Source organism: Streptomyces sp. NPDC020681 (assembly GCF_044334895.1).
GTDB lineage: Bacteria > Actinomycetota > Actinomycetes > Streptomycetales > Streptomycetaceae > Streptomyces.
The window spans coordinates 257,502-276,729 of record NZ_JBIRTX010000011.1; the positions used below are offsets into that span (position 1 = coordinate 257,502).

Annotated in this window: 19 protein-coding genes and 1 pseudogene; 11 read left to right on the forward strand and 9 right to left on the reverse strand. The window is 71.2% G+C overall.

Annotated elements, in window-relative coordinates; translation table 11 throughout:
- Positions 1-291: 291 nt before the first annotated feature.
- From ACH4YL_RS25660 to ACH4YL_RS25670, 3 genes are all read left to right on the forward strand, one after another.
- A complete protein-coding gene (locus ACH4YL_RS25660; protein WP_398509773.1) occupies positions 292-1,518 on the forward strand; it encodes a sulfite oxidase in 1,227 nt (408 codons plus the stop codon).
- A 143-nt stretch (positions 1,519-1,661) separates the two neighbouring features.
- A complete protein-coding gene (locus tag ACH4YL_RS25665) occupies positions 1,662-2,879 on the forward strand; it encodes an aminotransferase class I/II-fold pyridoxal phosphate-dependent enzyme (protein ID WP_398509774.1) in 1,218 nt (405 codons plus the stop codon).
- Positions 2,880-3,056: 177 nt separating this feature from the next.
- Positions 3,057-4,070, forward strand: a complete 1,014-nt coding sequence (locus tag ACH4YL_RS25670) for an MBL fold metallo-hydrolase (RefSeq protein WP_398509795.1) — start codon at positions 3,057-3,059, stop codon at positions 4,068-4,070.
- Here ACH4YL_RS25670 and ACH4YL_RS25675 read toward each other — a convergent pair.
- Together ACH4YL_RS25675 and ACH4YL_RS25680 are read right to left on the reverse strand one after the other, a co-directional pair.
- On the reverse strand, positions 4,050-4,715 hold the full coding sequence (locus tag ACH4YL_RS25675; RefSeq protein ID WP_398509775.1) for a DedA family protein: 666 nt from the start codon (positions 4,713-4,715) through the stop codon (positions 4,050-4,052). The two genes, ACH4YL_RS25670 and ACH4YL_RS25675, sit on opposite strands and share 21 nt — an antisense overlap.
- A complete protein-coding gene (locus tag ACH4YL_RS25680) occupies positions 4,712-5,482 on the reverse strand; it encodes an MBL fold metallo-hydrolase (protein WP_398509776.1) in 771 nt (256 codons plus the stop codon). The genes ACH4YL_RS25675 and ACH4YL_RS25680 overlap by 4 nt, the downstream gene beginning before the upstream one ends.
- 327 nt (positions 5,483-5,809) lie before the next feature.
- Between ACH4YL_RS25680 and ACH4YL_RS25685 the strand changes: the two genes are divergently transcribed.
- The 3 genes from ACH4YL_RS25685 (at position 5,810) to ACH4YL_RS25695 (ending at position 9,490) form a co-directional block, all read left to right on the forward strand.
- Positions 5,810-6,214 (forward strand): hypothetical protein, encoded by a 405-nt coding sequence (locus ACH4YL_RS25685; protein WP_398509777.1) that lies wholly within the window; start codon positions 5,810-5,812, stop codon positions 6,212-6,214.
- 57 nt (positions 6,215-6,271) lie between these two features.
- Positions 6,272-8,368 (forward strand): phage holin family protein, encoded by a 2,097-nt coding sequence (locus tag ACH4YL_RS25690; RefSeq protein ID WP_398509778.1) that lies wholly within the window; start codon positions 6,272-6,274, stop codon positions 8,366-8,368.
- Positions 8,369-8,449: 81 nt separating this feature from the next.
- Positions 8,450-9,490: a zinc-dependent alcohol dehydrogenase family protein gene (locus ACH4YL_RS25695; protein WP_398509779.1), complete on the forward strand. Its 1,041-nt coding sequence runs from the start codon at positions 8,450-8,452 to the stop codon at positions 9,488-9,490.
- A gap of 36 nt (positions 9,491-9,526) precedes the next feature.
- Here ACH4YL_RS25695 and ACH4YL_RS25700 read toward each other — a convergent pair whose 3' ends face one another.
- Entirely contained in the window at positions 9,527-10,012 is a 486-nt protein-coding gene (locus tag ACH4YL_RS25700; RefSeq protein ID WP_398509780.1) for a peroxiredoxin, read from the reverse strand.
- Entirely contained in the window at positions 9,996-10,466 is a 471-nt protein-coding gene (locus ACH4YL_RS25705; protein ID WP_398509781.1) for a hypothetical protein, read from the reverse strand. The genes ACH4YL_RS25700 and ACH4YL_RS25705 overlap by 17 nt, the downstream gene beginning before the upstream one ends.
- Before the next feature lie 278 nt (positions 10,467-10,744).
- Between ACH4YL_RS25705 and ACH4YL_RS25710 the strand changes: the two are divergent.
- Positions 10,745-11,149, forward strand: a pseudogene (locus ACH4YL_RS25710) (hypothetical protein); the annotation flags it as partial.
- 64 nt (positions 11,150-11,213) lie between these two features.
- Positions 11,214-12,092 carry an IS5 family transposase gene (locus ACH4YL_RS25715; protein WP_361814215.1) on the forward strand — a complete coding sequence of 293 codons (879 nt, stop codon included), beginning with the start codon at positions 11,214-11,216 and terminating at the stop codon, positions 12,090-12,092.
- Positions 12,093-12,224: 132 nt separating this feature from the next.
- Here ACH4YL_RS25715 and ACH4YL_RS25720 read toward each other — a convergent pair whose 3' ends face one another.
- Positions 12,225-12,536, reverse strand: a complete 312-nt coding sequence (locus ACH4YL_RS25720; RefSeq protein ID WP_361814217.1) for a hypothetical protein — start codon at positions 12,534-12,536, stop codon at positions 12,225-12,227.
- A 285-nt stretch (positions 12,537-12,821) separates the two neighbouring features.
- On the opposite strand from ACH4YL_RS25720, the gene ACH4YL_RS25725 reads away from it, so the two are divergent.
- Positions 12,822-13,661: an IclR family transcriptional regulator gene (locus ACH4YL_RS25725; protein ID WP_361814219.1), complete on the forward strand. Its 840-nt coding sequence runs from the start codon at positions 12,822-12,824 to the stop codon at positions 13,659-13,661.
- Between the two features lie 160 nt (positions 13,662-13,821).
- On the opposite strand, the gene ACH4YL_RS25730 is transcribed toward ACH4YL_RS25725, so the two are convergent.
- From ACH4YL_RS25730 to ACH4YL_RS25740, 3 genes are all read right to left on the reverse strand, one after another.
- Positions 13,822-14,655, reverse strand: a complete 834-nt coding sequence (locus tag ACH4YL_RS25730; RefSeq protein ID WP_398509782.1) for a helix-turn-helix domain-containing protein — start codon at positions 14,653-14,655, stop codon at positions 13,822-13,824.
- Positions 14,656-14,707: 52 nt separating this feature from the next.
- Positions 14,708-15,127 carry an SsgA family sporulation/cell division regulator gene (locus tag ACH4YL_RS25735; RefSeq protein WP_398509783.1) on the reverse strand — a complete coding sequence of 140 codons (420 nt, stop codon included), beginning with the start codon at positions 15,125-15,127 and terminating at the stop codon, positions 14,708-14,710.
- Positions 15,128-15,400: 273 nt separating this feature from the next.
- Positions 15,401-16,465 (reverse strand): phosphatidylinositol-specific phospholipase C domain-containing protein, encoded by a 1,065-nt coding sequence (locus ACH4YL_RS25740; RefSeq protein WP_398509784.1) that lies wholly within the window; start codon positions 16,463-16,465, stop codon positions 15,401-15,403.
- A 188-nt stretch (positions 16,466-16,653) separates the two neighbouring features.
- On the opposite strand from ACH4YL_RS25740, the gene ACH4YL_RS25745 reads away from it, so the two are divergent.
- A complete protein-coding gene (locus tag ACH4YL_RS25745; protein ID WP_398509785.1) occupies positions 16,654-18,192 on the forward strand; it encodes an ATP-dependent DNA ligase in 1,539 nt (512 codons plus the stop codon).
- A 9-nt stretch (positions 18,193-18,201) separates the two neighbouring features.
- Here ACH4YL_RS25745 and ACH4YL_RS25750 read toward each other — a convergent pair whose 3' ends face one another.
- Positions 18,202-18,708: an FBP domain-containing protein gene (locus ACH4YL_RS25750; RefSeq protein ID WP_398509786.1), complete on the reverse strand. Its 507-nt coding sequence runs from the start codon at positions 18,706-18,708 to the stop codon at positions 18,202-18,204.
- An 86-nt stretch (positions 18,709-18,794) separates the two neighbouring features.
- On the opposite strand from ACH4YL_RS25750, the gene ACH4YL_RS25755 reads away from it, so the two are divergent.
- On the forward strand, positions 18,795-19,100 hold the full coding sequence (locus ACH4YL_RS25755; protein WP_398509787.1) for a 4a-hydroxytetrahydrobiopterin dehydratase: 306 nt from the start codon (positions 18,795-18,797) through the stop codon (positions 19,098-19,100).
- The last annotated feature ends 128 nt before the right edge of the window (positions 19,101-19,228 follow it).

Below are 19,228 nucleotides of genomic sequence, written 5' to 3' on the forward strand. Positions count from 1 at the left end.
TCGCGGGTACCCCGTGGTCGGCGCCGCCACGCCCCGGGTACGGCCATGTGCGGCCATTCGGACACACCGCGGCCGTCATCCGGGCAGGCCCTGCCCGCCGTCGGCCGCGGGGCCTAGGATCGCGAACATGGTCGTCGACATAGTCAACCGCGTGCTTCTGGCTGCCGTTTCGCGCCGCGCGCTGTGCTGTTGCTGCTGACCCAGACGCCCTCATCCGCGCCACTCGCGTACGTCACGTCACCCGTGAACCTCCTGTCACCTGCGTAATCCCGTTCCCGAAGGAGGACTCTGTTGTCCCCTGCTCCGGACCGCCGTCAACTGCTGAAGCTCCTCGCCGCCGCACCGGTCGCGGCCCAGTTCGCGGCCGCCGCACCTGCCGAAGCCGCACCTGCCGAAGCCGCACCCGCCGATGCCGCACCCGTCGTCGGAGCGGCCGCTCCCGGCGTCGTCAAACCGCTCCCGCCCGAGCTGTTCACCATCCGCGGCACCAACGCAGAGACGAACTTCGCCGCGCTGCGCGGCACCGGCCCGCTCACCCCCGCCGACCGCTTCTTCGTCCGCAACCACACCTCCACACCGCGGATCGCCGAGGCGGACTGGAAGCTGACGGTCTGGGGCAGCGGCCTGCACGGCCGCCGCCCGGTCGAGTTCAGCTACGACCGGCTCCGGTCCCTGCCGTCCGTCACCCGCACCGCCGTGCTCGAATGCGCCGGAAACGGCCGCAGCTTCTACGCCAGCCAGCAGGGCGAGCCCGCCACCGGCACGGCCTGGACCCTCGGCGCGATCGGCGCGGCACACTGGCGCGGAGCAAGGCTGCGCGACGTCCTGCACCTTGCGGGCATCTCCTCGACCGCCGTGGACGTACTGCCGCGCGGCCTGGACGACGAGTTCATCAGCGACGGCGCCAACCTCGGCAGAGTGCGCCGCCCGTTGCCGGTGGCCAAAGCGCTCGACGATGTGATCCTCGCGTACGAGATGAACGGCGAGCCCCTCCCGTACGACCACGGCTTCCCGGTCCGTGTGATCGTCCCGTCCTGGGTCGGCATCGCCTCGATCAAGTGGCTCGGCGACATCGAGGTCAGCGACCGGCCGCTCAGCTCGCCGTGGACCACGGAGTTCTACCGCCTGTTCGGCGCCGCGTATCCCGCCGGCGGCAGCGAGCCGCTGACCCGCCAGACCGTCAAGGCCGCCTTCGAGCTGCCGCTCGGAGCGAGCGTCGGAGCAGGCAGGACGCACCGGCTGACCGGACGTGCCTGGTCGGCGTCCGCTCCCGTACGGCAGGTCGAGATCAGCACCGACGGCGGAGCGCACTGGCAGCGGGCTCGGCTGCGTGACACCCCGCACCGCGGCGGCTGGGTCCGCTGGACGGCCGACTGGCGTCCGCACGCCATCGGCCCGGCCGAGCTGCTGGCCCGTACGACCGACCGCGCGGGCAACACCCAGCCGGAGCGCTCGGTCCACAACACCCAGGGCTATCTCTTCGACGCGGTCGTCCGGCACCCTGTGACCGTCGTCTGACGCCCGGCCGTCTGCCGCTTCCGCACGGCGGGTTCGCGCAAACCTCCGTATAAAGGGCTCGTGGGCCCAACGGCTCGTGGGCCCGGGAGCCCGCTCGCAGGCCGGGCGGCGGACCCGGGACGCGGACACGCGGAGGTGACGGGATGCAGCGGACGGCCCCGGAGGGCCGCGGCCCTGTCCGTTACGGACCCGCCGCCCCCGAGCCCGGACTGCCCGTGCTGCCCGAGCTCGCCGAAGTCCTTGCGGCCGCGGCGGGCCGGGCGCACGGCGAACCGCCCGGCGGCGGTCCCGAACTGCGCGAGGCGGCGGTCGGCTACTGGTGGCGGCGCGGGCTGCGCAGCCGGCCCGCGGAGGTGGCGGCCGCCTCGGGCGCGCAGCCACTGCTGTTCGCGCTGATCGGCGCGTACGGCGGCGATGTGCTGATGCCGCGTCCGTGCCCCGCCTGGTGGACTCCGCAGGTCCGGCTGCTCGGCAGGCCCGCCTACCATGTGCCGACCCCGGCGGAGTGCGGCGGCGTGCCCGATCCGTACGCGCTGCTGGAGACCGTGCGCAGAGTGCGCGCCGAGGGCGGCGAACCGCGGCTGCTGCTGCTCTCCGTCGCCGACGATCCGACCGCGACCGTCGCGCCGCCCGAGACCGTGCGCGAGGCCTGCGAGGCCGCGGTCGGCGAGGGCCTGCACATCATCAGCGACGAGACCTGGCGCGACACGCTGCACAGACCGCACGAGACGGTGCTGCTCAGCCCGGCCGAGATGTGCCCCGGAGACGTCACCGTCATCACCGATCTGGCGGGTTCTCTCACGCCCGCGTCGTGGCCGGTCGCCGTCGCCCGCTTCCCGCCCAGCGACCAGGGCGTCGCACGCCGGGCCCGCACCCTCGACATCCTCACGGCCCTCGGCGCGGTGGTGGCCGAACCCGTCGCGGCGGCCGCGGCCCACGCGCTCGGCGAGCCCGCCCCGGTCACCGCCCGCGCGGCGCAGGCGACCGCGCTGCACGCGAGCGTGGCGGCCGCGATGCACCGCGCTGTGCTCACCTCCGGCGCACTGGCCCGCCCGCCGCAGGCCGGCCGCCATCTGTATGTGGACCTCGGCCCGCTGCGCGCCCGGCTCGCCGAGCGCGGCGTGAGCGACTCGATGGAGCTGGAGGATTACCTGACCGACCGTCTGGGTGCGCCCGTGCCCGGCGGGCACCGGTTCGGGGACGAGCTGGGCGCGCTGCGGGTGCGGCTGGCCACCGGGCCGCTGCTGGGAGCCACTCCTCAACAGCGACAGGAATCACTCACCTCACCGGCACCTCTGGAATTGCCGCATGTCGCCGAGGCGTTGAGCATTCTTGGAACGGCCTTCGACGAGCTGCGTTGAACGGAGCCCCGGATGACGGAACGTACCGAGCAGGCGGAGCACGCGAGACGGACAGCACCCACGGCACACACGGGCCACCAGGCACCCGCGGAACCGGCGGCCTCAACCGCCCAGACGGGCCGCCCGGAACAGACAAGCCGCCCGGAACAGACCGGATGGACGGAACAGACAGGCCGGATGGAGCAGGCGGCCCCGGCAGAGAAGGCGGGAAGCGCCACCCGGCCCCGCACCCGCACACTCCCGCTCGGCGGGACCCGGCACTGGCCCCGGTCCTTCGCCGACCGGCTGACCGCTCCGCTTCCCGGCGTGCGCGCCATGGCCCGCCTCGCGCGAGAAGGCGCCGTGCGGCCGGGAGCCGACGGGCTGCGGGACATTCCGCTGCTCCCTTTCGCTCCTGGGCCGCTGCCGGCCGTGGACGCCGCGACTGTTGCCGCCACCTGGGCCGGACACGCCAGTTGGGTGCTGAGCGTCGGCGGCCTCACCGTCCTGACCGACCCCGTCTGGTCGCGCCGGATCGTGGGCACTCCGGCCCGGATCACACCGGTCGGCGTCCGCTGGGAGGATCTGCCGCGGATCGACGCGGTGGTCATCAGCCACAACCACTTCGACCATCTGGACGCCCCGACCCTGAGGCGGCTGCCCCGCCAGACTCCGGTGTTCGTGCCGGCGGGCCTCGCACGCTGGTTCCGCCGCCGCCGCTTCACCCGGGTGACCGAGCTCGACTGGTGGGAGGGGGCCGAGCTGGGTGGCGTCCGCTTCGACTTCGTGCCGGCCCACCACTGGTCCCGGCGAACCCTCGTCGACACCTGCCGCTCGCTGTGGGGCGGCTGGGTGCTGACCGACCGGCTCGGCCAGTCCGTGTACTTCGCCGGCGACACCGGTTACGGGCACTGGTTCAAGGAGATCGGCCGTGTGCACCCGGACCTCGATGTGGCGCTGCTGCCGATCGGCGCGTACGACCCGCGCTGGTGGCTCAGCGATGTGCACACCGACCCGGAGGAGGCGGTGCAGGCGTTCGAGGACCTCGGTGCGCGGAACATGGCGCCGATGCACTGGGCCACCTTCGTGCTCTCCGCCGAGCCGGTGCTCGAACCGCTCACCCGGGTACGCGCCGCCTGGCAGCGCACCGGCCGCCCGCGCGGACAGCTGTGGGACCTGCCGGTCGGCGGCTCACGCCTGCTGACTGCGTGACCCGCGCGCCTTCCGCATCCTGCGCCACAGTGCCGGACCACCGCTGATCACCACCGTCAGCGTCACCGCCGCGAGCACGCCCTGCCACGGCTCGGCGAAGAGCGAGCCGCCGAGAATGCCGATCAGCTGATACGTCGCCGCCCAGGCCAGGCACGCCGGGATGTCGCCGCGCACAAACGCGCGCAGCGGCATCCTGGCGAGCAGACAGGCCAGCATCACCGGAATCCGCCCGGCGGGCACCAGCCGCGAGAGCACCAGCACCATCACGCCGTGCTCGTCGAGCTTGCGCTGTGCCTGCTCCAGCCGGTCCGGCGCGGCACGCTCACGCAGCGCCGCCAGCCACTTGGAGCCGTTCTTCGAGCCGACCCCGCGCTGACCGAGCCAGTACAGCGTCACATCACCGAGGAACGCGGCGAACGACGCCACCAGGAACACAAACAGCAGCGCCCACGGGTCTGTCTGATGGAAGGCCACCACGGCTGCCGAACTCACCACCGCACCCGTCGGCACCACCGGCACCAGTGCGCCCAGCGCCACCAGCAGAAACAGCGAGGGATAGCCGACGGCCTGCTGGGTCGACTCCGGCGGCACCTTCCCGACCACCTGCGACAGCTGTCCGAGCGCCTCCGTCAGCCTGGAACTCACCGGGCAGCCTCCGGTCTGACCCGCTCGCCGTGGACCAGCCGGTGCACCGACACCTCGGGAGCCAGCCGCGCCGCCTTGCGTACGAACTCGTCGCCCGGGGCGTAGAACTCGTGCGGCCGGATCCCGTCCATCCCGATCGGCCAGTACGTGCCGTAGTGCACCGGAACCGCGGCGCGCGGCGCGAGCGCGGCGAGCGCCTGCGCCGCACGGCCCGGGTCCAGATGCCCGTGCCCGAGATACGGGCCCCAGCCGCCGACCGGCAGCAGTGCCACATCCACCGGTCCGACCTCGTCGGCCATCGAGTCGAACAGGCCGGTGTCACCGGCGAAGTACGTACGCGCCTCACCTTCGATCACATAGCCGAGCGCGGGCGACCGGTGCGGACCGACCGGCAGCCGCCGCCCGTCGTGCCTCGCGGGCACGGCCCGTACGGTCACGTCCCCGACCTGCACTTCGTCGCCGGGAGTCACCTCGGTGACGCGCAGGCCGAGCCGCGCCAGCCGCGGCACCGACCGGGCCGCTCCGCGCGGCACGATCAGCCGGGTGCCCGGCGCCAGCCGCGCCAGCGACGGCAGATGCAGATGGTCGGAGTGCAGATGGGAGACGAGGACCGCGTCGGCGACCGCGGCCTCGGGCGGCGGAATCTCACCGCGCCGTCTGCGCAGATGCGCGAACCGGCGCACGAACAGCGGATCGGTCAGCACCCGTACACCGGAGTCCTCGACGGTGCAGGTGGCATGACCCCACCAGGTGACCTCCACCGGCACGCAGCGCCTCCTCATTCCCGCTGGGCGAACCGCCTCCCAGGTTCTTGTACGACCATAGGTCCTGTCCGGTCGATCAGGCCGGGCTCGCGTGCCCTGGTGCGCTCCCCCACAGCCTTCGGCGTGGGAGGTGCCCCCACCCCCGTAGCCCTTCGGGCACGGGAGGTGCCCCCACGCCGCGTTGCGTCAGTCGCCGACGCTCCGCGTCGTCTCCCTCCTCCGCCTTGCAGCTGCACGCACCAGACCCCGCTCACTGATCCGGCCCGATCGACCGGACAGGACCAGTTCCGGAGTAGGGTCGGCGGCGACGTCGAGCCCTGGGGGACGCGCATGGACGGTTTACGCGTGGCGGCCATCGCCAGCCTGACGCCGCTCGAGGAACTCGACAGCGACCCGTTCCTGGTGGACACCCGCAGCCAGCACGCCATGTGCGCCCGCTGGGCCGCCGACAAGGGCTTCGTCGTCGCCCGGCAGCTTGTCTTCTACGGGCTGCGCCCCGACCACTGTGCGCTCTGGACCGATGTGACGGCGGGCGAGGTGGACCTGTTCGTCGCGGCCAACGAGCGCGTGCTCGCCCGGGCGTTGACGTCCCTCGACGACTTCATCGCGGAGTGCGGGCGCAGAGGCGTGCCGGTGGAGACAGCGGGCCTGGACGAGCCGGTGTACGACGCGGCCATGAAGGCCAATGTGCATCGCAGGCTCTCCATGCCGACGGCCGGATACGACGGCTGCTGACCGCGTCCGCGCCTGTGCCACGCTGGAAACCTCAAGGTGAGGCGAGGGGAGAGCGGCGTGGTCGAAGGGCGATGGCGTACCGCGGGCAGTGCCCTGTTGCGCGTGATCGTCGTGTGGGCGGTGTCCACGCTGACGATGCTGGCGCTCGCCGGCCTGCTGCCCGACTTCCAGCTGCAGTCCGACGACGGCGACAGCATCACCAGGACCGCGCTCACCGCGGCGTACGGCGCGGGAGCCTTCGGCCTGCTGACCGCGCTGGTCTGGCCGGTCGTGGTACGCGCCCTGCTGCTCGTACCGGCCCTGGTGCTCGGCCTGTTGGTGTTCTTCCTCAACGGCTCGCTGCTGCTGATCGCCCTCTGGCTGATCCCCGACGACCGCGGCGCGGCCGATCCGGAGACCGCGGTCGTCGTCGCCGCCGTGATGTCCGCCGTGGCCTCGGCCACCTCCACCGCGCTCGCCGTCCGCGACGACAACGCCTACCGGCGCAGGCTCTCCCGGCTCGCCGACCGGCGCCGGCGCAGACGCGGCGCGGACGAAGACCGCAGCGGTCCGCCGGGCACCGTCTTTCTGCAGCTCGACGGCGTCGGACACGACGTGCTGCGGCGGGCGGCCGAGGACGGTGTGATGCCGACCGTCGCCGGCTGGCTCGGCACGACTCACCGGCTCACGCCCTGGCGCACCGACTGGTCCAGCCAGACCGGCGCCAGCCAGCTCGGCATCCTGCACGGCTCCAATCACGACGTTCCCGCCTTCCGCTGGTACGAGAAGGACCGCGGCCGGTTCATGGTCAGCAACCGGCCGGCCGGCGCCGTCGAACTGCAGCGCCGCGCCATCGAGCGGACCGGCGACGGCGGACTGCTCACCGTCGACGGCGCGAGCCGCGGCAATCTCTTCAGCGGCGGCGCCGACCAGCTGGCGCTCGTGCTGTCGATGGCCGCCCGGCGCGGCAGGGCCAACCGCTCGAGGGCCGGCTACTTCGCGTACTTCTCCGATCCCGCCAACGCCGTGCGTACCGCGCTGTCCTTCGTCGCCGAAGTCGCCCGCGAGATCGGCCAGTCGGTGCGGGCGCGGCTGCGCGGCGACCGGCCGCGGATCGGGCGCGGCGGTCTCTATCCGCTGATCCGGGCGTTCGCGACGGTCGTCGAACGGGACGTCGTGGTCGCCGCGGTGATCGGGGACATGCTCGCCGGACGTACCGCCGTCTACGCCGACCTCGTCGCGTACGACGAAGTGGCGCACCACTCGGGACCGCACAGCCGGGACGCGGCGCAGGTGCTGGAGCGGATCGACCGTTCGCTGGCGCTGATCGCCAAGGTCGCCGACCACGCGCCGCGCGACTACCGGATCGTGCTGCTCTCGGACCACGGCCAGAGCCCCGGCGAGACCTTCGAGGGCGCGTACGGACTCACCCTCAAGGATCTTGTACGGGCCGGCTGCGGGCTGCCCGTCTCCCGCCGGGCGGAGCGCTCCAAGAGCGGCGCCGAGGCCCGCGACGCGGCCGGCGACGCGCTGCGCATGGCGCTGCACCGCCGCCCGGCGGACGGCGCGGACGAGCAGCCGGCACGCGGCTCCGACCCGATCGTCCTCGCCTCCGGGAACCTCGCGCTGATCTCCTTCCCGGACGTCGCCGAGCGGCTCAGCCGCGAGCAGATCGAGGCCCGCCACCCGGCCCTGCTGAGCACGCTGGCCAACCACCCTGGCATCGGCTTTCTGCTCGTGGGCAGCGAGGAGCACGGCGCGGTGGTGCTCGGCGCGGGCGGTGCACAGGCCCCGATCGCCGAGGTGCCGATCGCGCGGCTGGCCGACGACGGGCCGCTGGCCGGGTTCGGTCCGGGCGCGGCCGATGCCGTACGCCGCACCGACTCCTTCCCGCATGTCGCCGACATCATGGTCAACTCGATGTACGACCCGAAGACGGGCACGGTGCACGCCTTCGAGGAGCAGATCGGCTCGCACGGCGGCCTCGGCGGCGAGCAGTCCCAGCCCTTCCTGCTCTCGCCGCTGGAGCTGTCCGCGCCGGTCGGCGACGGCGAGGGTCTCGTGGGGGCGGAGCGGGTGCACCGGGTGCTGCGGCGCTGGCTGCGGGAGTGCGAAGGGCCGCAGGTGCCGCTGGGACCGCTCGGGCCCGCGGACTCCGTCACACCTCTCGGCTGACTGCCGGCCTCCGGTTACCGTGGTCACGATCCGGGGTCTGCTGGTCCTGGCCCGCTGGTCCGCTGTCTGAGGGAGAGCCTGTTGCGCGCTGTTGTGTTCGAGGAGTTCGGAAAGCCGCTCGAGGTCCGGGAGGTGCCGGACCCCGTGCCGACGCGCGACGGAGCGGTGATCCGCGTCGAGGCGACCGGCCTCTGCCGCAGCGACTGGCACGGCTGGATGGGCCACGACTCCGACATCACACTGCCTCATGTGCCGGGACACGAACTGTCCGGAGTGATCGAATCGGTCGGCGACGACGTCGCCAACTGGCGTCCCGGCGACCGCGTCACCGTGCCCTTCATCTGCGCCTGCGGCCGCTGTGCTGCCTGCGCACGCGGCGCGCAGCAGGTGTGCGAGCGGCAGCAGCAGCCCGGCTTCACGCACTGGGGCTCCTTCGCGGAGTACGTCCCGGTCCACCACGCGGACACCAATCTCGTCGCGCTGCCCGATTCGATGTCCTTCGCCACTGCCGCGAGCCTGGGCTGCCGGTTCGCGACCGCGTTCCGCGCGGTGGTGGGCCAGGGAAAGGCGGCCCCGGGCGAGTGGGTCGCGGTGCACGGCTGCGGCGGCGTGGGGCTGTCCGCGGTGATGATCGCCGCGGCGTGCGGAGCGCGGGTGGTCGCGGTCGACGTCTCGCCCGCGGCGCTGGAGCTGGCGCGGAGCTTCGGCGCGGAGGTGTGCGTGGACGCCTCCGCGCTGACCGGAAGCGTCGCGGAGGCGGTCCACGAGGCGACGGCCGGCGGCGTCCATGTCTCACTCGACGCTCTGGGCGCGCCGGTGACCTGCGTGAACTCCGTGGGGTCGCTGCGCCGCCAGGGCCGCCATGTCCAGGTGGGCCTGCTGCCGCAGGGTGTTCAGATGCCGATGGACCGGCTGGTCGCGCTGGAGCTCGAGATCCTCGGCAGCCACGGCATGCCGGCGCACGCCTACCCGGAGATGATGTCGATGGTCGCGACCGGCGCCCTGCGACCGGACCTCCTGGTGACGACGGAGATCGGACTGGCGGAGGTCCCGGCGGCGCTGGCCGCGCTCGGCACGGCATCGGGCACGGGCGTCACCGTGATCACGCCACGGGCCGGGTGACCGGGGCTCCGCCCCGGACCCCGCGCCCGGCGCGCCCTACGCGTCCTGGAGCGCGGCCAGTTGACGGGCCAGCGTCTCCTTCGACTGGAACGTCGCGCCGAACAGCGCCACATGCTTCCAGTGCAGCGTGCCGTCCGCGGCGATGACAAAAACCGCGCGCCGCAGACCGATGCCGGGAGCGGCGACTCCGAAGGCCTTCGAAACGGCCCGGTCGGCGTCCGCGAGCAGTGGCATCCGCAGTCCGTGCGCACGGGCGAACGACTCGTGGCTGTCGACGCCCTGCGGGCTGATGCCCCACACCTGCGCGCCGACGTCGGTGAAGGACTCCAGACCGCTGGAGTACGAACAGAGCTGCTTGGTGCAGACGGCGGTTTCGTCTCCGGGATAGAACGCGAGCACCAGCGGGTGACCGCGGTGCTCGCTCAGCGTGTAGTCGCGCCGTACGAACTCGCCGTCGACGAGGACCCCACCGGGCAGGGTGAAGTCGGCGACCGGTCGGCCGGGCTCAAGTGATGCTGCCAAGGGAACTCCTGCGGCTACGGGTGCGGGCGGACGGGCGCGCGCCCCTGCGGCCCTTCGTGGACGGGCCGCGCACCCACACAGTCCACGCCGAAGCAGGCCCCGGATGGAAGACAAACCGAGGATCTTGGCCTGTTTGCAACCCGAGGTCGTCCGCCGGGCCGATGATGTGGAACGTCATGCGGGTACCGCACGGGAACAACTCCCGCAGCACATCGGCCGGTACGTCATGGTCGTCGGTGAGCGTGCTGACGTCCACGAACAGCGCGGTGAACCCCTCCTCCTCGCGCGCCCGCAAGGCGTACGCGAGCACCGGAGCGGTGGTCCTGGACAACCGGCCGCTGACGGCGATCCACACCTGTGGCTCGTCCATGGCCAGTACACGTACCCGTACGGTCGCTCGCACCTGTGCCCCCAGCAGCCGGGTCCGACGCACCGCAGTCCGGTGCGCTGCCACACGGCTACTATTCGGGGCTCGCGCCGCCGGGGTTTGGTCCGGTTCTGCGCTTTCTCACCCGTACGAGTGATCATGGCGGGTGGCCATGCGGCCCGGATGCGAAGACGTCGGACCGGGAGTGTGTGCGCTCCTTCACGCCGCCGCCATTACCTCCGGCGTAATCGACCGCACCCGTCACCTCGCGCCAGTCTTGCGTCACCGGAACTCGGACGGCGCACACCGTCCGAGCTCCGGCTCACCCGACCAGGCCTGACGACCTCGATGGAGGCTGATCCGCCATGTCCGCCACCCTGCTCGCCGGAATCTCCCGCACCACCGAGCCGCGCACGATGCTGCGCCGCTTTCTCGCTCTCGACGCCGTTGTCACCGGCGTCAACGGAGTGGCGTACGCCGTGGCCGCCGGCCCCGTCGGACGGCTGCTCGGTGTCGACGACACGCTGCTGCTCGAACTCGGCATTCTCCTGGCGCTGTACGGGGCCGGCGTGGGCTGGCTCGCCTCGCGTCCGCAGCCGCCGGTGACGCCCGTGAAGGCCGTCATCGACGTCAACCTCCTCTGGGCCGTCCTCAGCGTCGTTTCGCTCGCGTTCTGGTTCGAGCCGACGGCCGCCGGCGCCGTCTGGATCGGGCTGCAGGCACTGATCGTCGCCGGATTCGCGCTCGTCCAGTGGTCCTCGCTGCGGGCGGCGAGTACTAAGGCGTGTCCGACGAGTCGCGTGACCGAGCGGTGCTGGTGTCGTTCCGGTCGGCGTGGGTCGAGGGGATCTGTCGGATCGGGAGTGGGCCAGGCTTGAGCCGCACTTGCCCAAGAACACTGGCCGGGGCGGGCGGTGGTCGTGTCACCGCAGAGTGATCAACGGGATCCTGTTTCGGCTGCGCACTGGCATTCCATGGCGGGACCTGCCGACACGGTTCGGGAAGTGGAAGACAGTTCATGACCGGCATCGCAGATGGTCAGCTGATGGCACGTGGGAGCGGATCCTGCGGGGTGTTCAGGCCATTGCCGATGCGGAGGGACGGATCGACTGGTCCATGGTCGGCGTCGATTCCACGTCCTGCCGCGCCCATCAGCATGCCGCCGGAGCCCACCACCGCCCGGCGCGGGTACCAGGCCGACGCGCGCGGCCTGCCCATCACCGGCCCGATGAGGCGATCGGCCGCTCGCGCGGCGGACTCACCACCAAGATTCACCTGGCGAGCGACGGCGGCCGCCGTCCGCTGGCCGTCCTGGTCACCCCTGGGCAGTGGGGTGACGCCCCGCAGATGATCCCGGTTCTGGACCGTATTCGCGTCCCGCGACCGGCTGGAGGCCATCCGCGAACACGCCCGGACCATCTCTGCGGGGATAAGGCGTACAGTTCCCGCCGCAACCGCCGTTACCTGCGACGACGGCAGATCCGGCACACGATCCCTGAACGCCGGGACCAGCGGGCCAACCGCCAACGGCGTAGAAGCCGCGGCGGCCGACCCACCGGCTTCGACCGGACCCGCTACGTCCGTAGGAACGAAGTCGAGCGATCCATCAACGCCCTCAAGGGTTTCCGGGCCGTAGCAACCAGATACGACAAGAGAGCATATGTCTTCCAGGGCACGGTCGTCCTTGCCTCGATCCGACTCTGGCTTCGCTGACGATCTACCAGATAGTCTCTGAGCCGAACTCGCCAACGATTAGCACCCGTTGTACGCCGAGTGGGACGAGCCGCAAGCGGCTCCTTCCAGTCTCTTGCAACTGCGGCCCGGTGACATGGGCCGGCGGGTGCGTCACCGCACGCGAGCGCACTCTTCCCAATAACCCTGGTTGGCGAATTCACGCATCATCGCCCCTACCGCGCGCAGCATGGTCAGGTGTGCCTGTGCCATCTCGATCTCCCGCGGATCTGGCTGAGGCTCCTGGACCACGCGGACGAGTTCGTGCGCCCTGGTGTGCTGCTCCGTTGCGTTGGCAGTCAAGTTCGCGTAGCACCGCTGCTGGGCGCCGTCCGCGGCATGGGCCGCCGGCGCCACCGCTCCAGCGACCGCGAGAGCCGCGATCATTCCGGCAACAGCGGTGCCGATCTTCGCTCGCTTCTGCATGGCACTTCACCTTCCTGTCTTTGCGGGTGCCGCGTCGCCCGGTGGGCTGTGCGGCCGACACGGGGATACTTGCCGCCCCAACTCCCGTCAGCCACCCGGAGTTTCATTGAATGGACCGCCGCGAGTGCTTCGGGACAGCGGCGTGACGAGCCCGTGACGCGCCTACGACATACCGCGACGAGGCCGCCACGAAGGGTGGGAACTCCGCGGTGCTCGGGTCACGGTGACGAGGCACCCCTGGTTTCATTGAGTGGACCCACCCGGCGCGAACCACAGGGGCTCGGCGTGAAAAGCTCGCACGACGGCAACGGCAGGAACGAGGAACACTCCCCCGTCCGGGGACGCCGTCCAGCCCACGGCGAACCCCTCCTGGACCGGGCCTTTCGCATGCTCGCCTGCTTCCGTCCGGACACACCGGCGCTGTCCCTGACCGCCCTCGCAGCACGGGCGGACCTGCCCAAGGCCACCGCGCTGCGCATCGCCCGCCAACTCGCCCAGCAGGGCGCGCTGGAACGCACCGAGTCCGGTCACTACACCATCGGCCTACGACTGCTGGAAATCGCCACCGTGGCACCACGCGGACACGGTCTGCGCACCATCGCCCTGCCCTACCTGCAAGACCTCTGGCACGCCACCCGCCAGCACGTACAACTGGTCGTGCGCGAGGGCCTGGAAGGCGTCCTGGTCGAGAGGCTGTCCGCACGAGATGCCCCGCGCGTGATGTACCGGGTCGGCGGCCGGCTCCCCCTGCACGCCACCGCTCCCGGGCTCGTCCTGCTGGCGTTCGCCCCCACCCAGGTCCAAGAAGACTTCCTCACCGCCGACCACCCAGCCGACGAGAACAACCCGAACGAAACGGCCGACGCGCTACGGCCCAGGCTCGCGGCCATCCGCCGCGACCGCTACGCGGTCTTCTCACGCCCCCAATGGGACACCCACATGACCGGCGTCGCCGCACCCATCCTCGACCGAAACGACACCACCATCGCCGCCATCTCGGTCATCACCCCGTCCGAGCAGAACCAACCGGAGACGCACATCCCCGCCGTCGTCGCCGTGGCACGCGCCATCACCCGAGCCATGGCCACCGAAACCATTCCGCCCCAGGGCCGGGAGTTGCGGTGATTTCAGGTCGCCCACTCAAGCACCTGGACGTCAGGTGACCCCAGCACCGCAGCAAAATCACCACGACGTTGAATCAGCCCTGGGCCCTGGCCGCTTCACTGAGGCACGACGACAAGTATGAACCACGCGCCAGACTGTCACCGGACCCATCGGACACGCCCTAGGGCGTGAGCGACTGGAGGTACTTGACCGTCGCCGGGTCGGCCGGGAGGAAGGTCTCGATGGCCAGTTCGGCGACCGTCACATCCATCGGTGTGTTGAAGGTGGAGATGGACGAGACGAAGGACAACACCCGTCCGTCGTGCTCGATCTGCAGCGGAAGCGCGAAGTACGGGGTCGCGGCCGGGACTTCGAGGCCGTCGTCGTCGGCAGCGGTGTTCGCGGCGGACTCCGGTGCGGGCTCCGGCAGGGGATATGCGGCGACCTCGTCGTACAGCTCGCGCAGCGCGTCGGAGCGGGCGAGCGCGATCTGGCGCTCCATCTGGGCCAGCAGATGACCGCGCCACTCCCGCAGATTGCGGATCCGCTGCGACAGGCCCTCGGGGTGGAGCGTGATCCGCATGGCGTTCAGCGGCGGGCTGAGCAGATGTTCCGGCAGGCCGTCCAGCAGCATCGCGATGCCGCGGTTCGCCGCCAGCACCGTGTACGTGCCGTCGACGACGACGGCGGGATACGGCTCATAGCCCTGGAGCAGCCGCTCGATTCCTTCGCGCAGGGACTCCATGGCGGGATCGTCGAGCGAGGTCTCCGCGTACCGGGGCGCGTAACCGGCCGCCAGCAGCAGCGCGTTGCGCTCCCGTACGGGCACATCGAGGTGCTCCGCGAGGCGCAGGACCATCTCCTCGCTCGGCCGGGAACGGCCCGTCTCGACAAAGCTGATGTGCCGGGACGAGGAGTCGGCGCGCATCGCCAGCTCCAGCTGGCTCAGCTTCCGCCGCTCGCGCCAGCGGCGCAGCAGCGGACCTACTCCCGTGCCCGACGAGACAGTTGTCATACGAAGACCGTAATACGGCACGTCGCAGGTGTGCCGCCGCGAGCCCGAGGGCTCAGCCCTGGGCTTCGCGCAGCAGTGTCGCCAGGCCGTGCTCCATGTCGATCGCACGCGTCTCCAGTTCCTTCGGAACGGTGGCGTACGTGTGGAGCAGGAAACGCCGCAGTCGGGCCGTGTCGAACTGGAGCAGCGCCACCCCGTCGGGCGAACGCAGCTCGACCATCGTCTGCGTCCGGCCGCACGGCCAGATGTGCACATCTCCGGCGCCGGACGGTGTGTGCAGCCCCGAGTCGAGCAGGCTCCGGGCAAACGTCCAGGTCACGCCGGTGCCGTTGAGTGACACCGTGGGCGGGAAGACCATGCGGACGGCGAGCGGATCGTCGGCGTTGTACGTCAGGCTCACCTGCATCGCTCTGGCACGCGGCGCATCGCTGATGAGTCTCGCCGGGACGGACTGTGCAACGGTCGGGAACATGTGAGCGGCTCCTTGGCTGCTGTGCGGTTCAGCTCCTTTGGCCACTACGACGCAGCGCGGTGCCGCGCGAGTACGCGAAAACCGCCGATGAGTGATGTGACCTGCGTCACGAAGAAGAGGAAGCCCCGGCCGGACGGGGGAATCCGGCCGGGGCGGCACACGGTGGGCGGTCAGCTTCACGCCCCACATGTAGATGAACGGTAAACCATCACGGAACGTTCCGCGTAATCCGCTCCGTCCGCTGTGATGTGCGCAACGCGCGCGCCACGGCGGCTACTGCGCGGCGCCCCGCGGCACCACCGTCGCCAGCACGGACGGCAGCGGATACCAGTCCGCCGAGACCACGCTCGCGCCCTTGCCCGCGAGCAGCCCGACGCGGTCCCGCGCCTGCGTCTCCGTCGGGTTCGTGCCGTCGATCGCGGGCGCGACATTGTGCGCGTCGGTCATCACGACGAGGTAGTGGTTCCGGTCGTACCAGCCGGTGTCGATGGACCCGCCCGTGTACGTGCCCGCGTCTCCGTCGAAGAGCACGAACCACGGCCTGATGCCCGCGTCGGCGTACCGGCTGCGCGGGTCCCCGGCCGCCGCCCGGTGGACCGCAGGGAAGGCGGCCGCCTCACGGAGCCGGCCCGCCGCCGCGAGATCGCGCAGATAGCTCGCGTACTCACGGTCCGTCCACAGCGTGTCCAGGGGGTTGCCCTCCTCGACCGTGCCAGGGATGAGCTCGAACACGAACTTGCCCGCGAGGGCCGAGCGCGCGGGCCAGCCGTTCGTCCGTACGGCCGTGTCGAGGTCGGCGTGGCCGCCCGCGAGGTCGGCCGGACGGAACAGCGCGTCGCCGAGGCGCGCGGAGAGCAGGGCGTCGAACGCGGCCGGGCCGCGGCCGTTCTTGCCCTGGAAGCCGTCCTTCATCTCGACCTTGACGAGGATCGGGCGGTGGCCGGGGTGGGCGTCGTGCCAGGCCTTCATGTCGGCGAGACAGCCGCTCAGGCTCTGGTTCCGTGACTTGGTGCGCAGCTCGCCAGCGTTCGCCGCGTTCTCGCAGTTGTTGTTGTTGCCGAGCGGGTTGTTGTGCGAGACACGCCATCCGCTGCCGAACACATTGGTCCATACGTCGAGTTCGAGCATGCCCGCACCGGAGTCGAGGGCATCGGCGAAGTACGTGTACTTCGCCTTCTCGTAGGCGTTGTGGACGCCGACCCCGGTCGAGGAGGAGTACGGCAGCTGCGCCGGGTCCGGAGCCTGGGCGGCGGACGCCTGAGCCGGTGCGAGTGCGACGACGCCGAGCAGACCGGCCGCGACTGTCGTCGTCACGGCCGCGCGCGAAAGCTTCCCCATGGGTCCCCTGCCTCTGTGTCGAGGGCGTCGACGACGCCGCTTCGATCAAGTCGGAGGAAGAGTAAGGGAGTTGAGTGAACCTTGGGGAGACTGGACCCGGCCGTCGCGGACGCGCCGGTTGCGGGCTCGGGTCCAGCGGCTCGGGTCCAGCACATGCGCCGCGCCTCCCCGCGGTGCACCATGGCCGCATGTTGCTCGGTCGACTTGCCGACGTGTCACGGGACGTCGCCGCCACCTCCGCGCGGTCGCGGAAGATCGCCATGCTCGCCGAGCTGTTCGGGGACACCCGGCCCGAGCATGTCGCCCTCGTCATCTCCTATCTCGCGGGCCGGCTGCCTCAGGGCCGTATCGGCATCGGCTGGAGCGCGCTCAAGGAGCCCCCGGCCCCTGCCTCCACCCCGACCCTCACCGTCTCCGCCACCGACGCCGCGCTCACCCGTCTCGCCGAGCTCCAGGGCCCCGGCTCGCAGACCGGGCGCAGGCGCCTGGTGCAGGAGCTGATGGCCGCGGCGACCGCCGAGGAGCAGCAGTTTCTGATGCGGCTGCTGATGGGCGAAGTACGGCAGGGCGCTCTCGACGCCATCGCGCTGGAGGCCGTCGCCAGAGCCGCCGGCGCGCCCGCCGAGGACGTACGGCGGGCCGTGATGCTCGACGGTTCGCTGCCCCGGGTGGCCACCGCGCTGCTCGCCGACGGACCCGCCACGCTGGAGCAGTTCCGGCTCCGCGTCGGCAGCCCCGTGCTCCCGATGCTCGCCCACACCGCGAAGTCCGTCACCGAGGCCGTCCGGACGCTCGACGCGCCGTGCGTGGTCGAGGAGAAGCTCGACGGCATCCGGGTGCAGGTCCACCGGCGCGGCGACGAGATCCGGATCTTCACCCGCTCGCTCGACGACATCACCGACCGGCTGCCCGAAGTGACCGCGGCGGCAGGCCGGATGACGGGCGACCGGTTCATCCTGGACGGCGAGGTCATCGCTCTCGACGACACGGGACGGCCCGTCACGTTCCAGGAGATCGCCTCCCGCGTCGGCTCGCGTGTCGACGTGGACGCCGCCCGTGCCACGCTTCCGCTGTCACCGGTCTTCTTCGACGTCCTCGCCGCCGACGGTGAGGACACCCTCGACCGCTCCGGCGCCGAGCGGCACGCCGTTCTCGCCCGTCTCGTCCCGAAACCGATGCGGGTCCGCCGTACGGTCGTCACCGATCCACAGGACGCCGAACAGATCGCGGCCGCCGAGGAGTTCTTCGCCGAGACGCTGCGCCGCGGACACGAGGGCGTCCTGGTCAAGGCGCTGGACGCACCGTATGTCGCGGGCCGCCGCGGCCGCTCGTGGCTCAAGGTCAAACCCGTCCACACGCTCGACCTCGTCGTCCTGGCCGTCGAATGGGGCCACGGCCGGCGCACCGGCCTGCTCTCCAACCTCCACCTGGGAGCCCGCGCCGCCGACGGTACGTTCGTGATGCTCGGCAAGACGTTCAAGGGGCTCACCGACGAGATGCTGCGCTGGCAGACGGAGCGGCTGCGTGAACTGGCCGTCGACGACGACGGGTTCACCGTGAACGTCCGACCCGAACTCGTCGTGGAGATCGCCTACGACGGAGTGCAGCGCTCTTCCCGCTACCCGGCCGGGATCGCGCTGCGCTTCGCCCGCGTGCTGCGCCACCGCCCCGACAAGTCCGCGCAGGAGGCCGACACGATCGAACAGGTCCTTGAGACCCGCACCTGAGTCGGCAGGTCAGCGCAGTCCCATCACCTTGTCGGTGAAGGCCGTGAGATTGCCGAGCGTGCGGGTGATCTTCTCGTCCACGGTGAGGGTCTCCTCATGGAGACCGGCCCGCAGCTTGGGCTGCCTCCTGCCGCGGACGTAGAGGGAGCAGGCGAGGTCCGCGCACAGATAGCTGCCCACGGTGTTTCCCTCCCGTCCCGCCGCGCCGGCCAGCGGGGCGGCGAACAGGGTCACGCCGGACGATGCGTGCGGAGTGAGGCAGACCTGACACATGCTCGACTTGATGGCACTGGTCCGTCCGGCGGAAGGCACTCTCAGCGTGATTCCGACCGGCTTGTCCTGTCGCGGCAGGACGATATGCGCCCGCAGCGGCGCGCCCGGATCGGTCCAGCCGAGGAAGTCGAGGTCCTCCCACGGCAGTTCGCCGAAGTCGGCGGGCAGCTTCAGCCGGGTCGCCTCGCCCTTCGTACAGTTCACGAAGGATCCGCGTATCTGCTTTTCGGTCAGTGCTTCCACCGGTGGAACGTACACAGAGCGCCGTCGGGTGGGCATCCCATTTATGGTGGCGGCAGTCGCTGCCGTTTCGTGAAGGGACCCTGCTCATGCCCACAGAGCCGTTGTCGCAGAAGGAGATCGAGGACCGGTTGCGGGAGCTCCCCGGCTGGTCGCTGGAGGGCGACCGGATCGCCCGCTCGTACCGTCTCTCCTCGCATTTCGCGGCGACCGCGATGGTCGTGCACATCGCCCAGGTCCAGGAGGAGCTGAACCACCACTCGGACCTGACGCTCGGCTACAACACGCTGGCCCTCTCGGTGCACACGCACGACGCGGGTGGCGCGGTGACGGAGAAGGACTTCGACCTGGCGACCCGGGTGGAGGCCCTGGCCCCGGGCCACGGCGCGAGCTGACACCCTCGCGGTGTCGGACCGGGGCCCGGCGCACTAGTACTGCAACGGTGTTTGCCGTGACGGTTGGGCAGTTTTTATGGGCTGTGTCCGCGTCGTTTGTAGTGACTGAGGCGGGCTTGGTGTTGTCG

What these genes read in the sequence shown, in the direction of transcription:
- ACH4YL_RS25665 (WP_398509774.1), top strand. Translation starts at nt 1,662, where the DNA reads ATGCAGCGGACGGCCCCGGAGGGCCGCGGCCCTGTCCGTTACGGACCC.
- ACH4YL_RS25670 (WP_398509795.1), top strand. Translation starts at nt 3,057, where the DNA reads ATGGAGCAGGCGGCCCCGGCAGAGAAGGCGGGAAGCGCCACCCGGCCC.
- ACH4YL_RS25685 (WP_398509777.1), top strand. Translation starts at nt 5,810, where the DNA reads ATGGACGGTTTACGCGTGGCGGCCATCGCCAGCCTGACGCCGCTCGAG.
- ACH4YL_RS25720 (WP_361814217.1), bottom strand. Translation starts at nt 12,536, where the DNA reads ATGCAGAAGCGAGCGAAGATCGGCACCGCTGTTGCCGGAATGATCGCG.
- ACH4YL_RS25730 (WP_398509782.1), bottom strand. Translation starts at nt 14,655, where the DNA reads ATGACAACTGTCTCGTCGGGCACGGGAGTAGGTCCGCTGCTGCGCCGC.
- ACH4YL_RS25735 (WP_398509783.1), bottom strand. Translation starts at nt 15,127, where the DNA reads ATGTTCCCGACCGTTGCACAGTCCGTCCCGGCGAGACTCATCAGCGAT.
- ACH4YL_RS25740 (WP_398509784.1), bottom strand. Translation starts at nt 16,465, where the DNA reads ATGGGGAAGCTTTCGCGCGCGGCCGTGACGACGACAGTCGCGGCCGGT.
- ACH4YL_RS25745 (WP_398509785.1), top strand. Translation starts at nt 16,654, where the DNA reads ATGTTGCTCGGTCGACTTGCCGACGTGTCACGGGACGTCGCCGCCACC.
- ACH4YL_RS25755 (WP_398509787.1), top strand. Translation starts at nt 18,795, where the DNA reads ATGCCCACAGAGCCGTTGTCGCAGAAGGAGATCGAGGACCGGTTGCGG.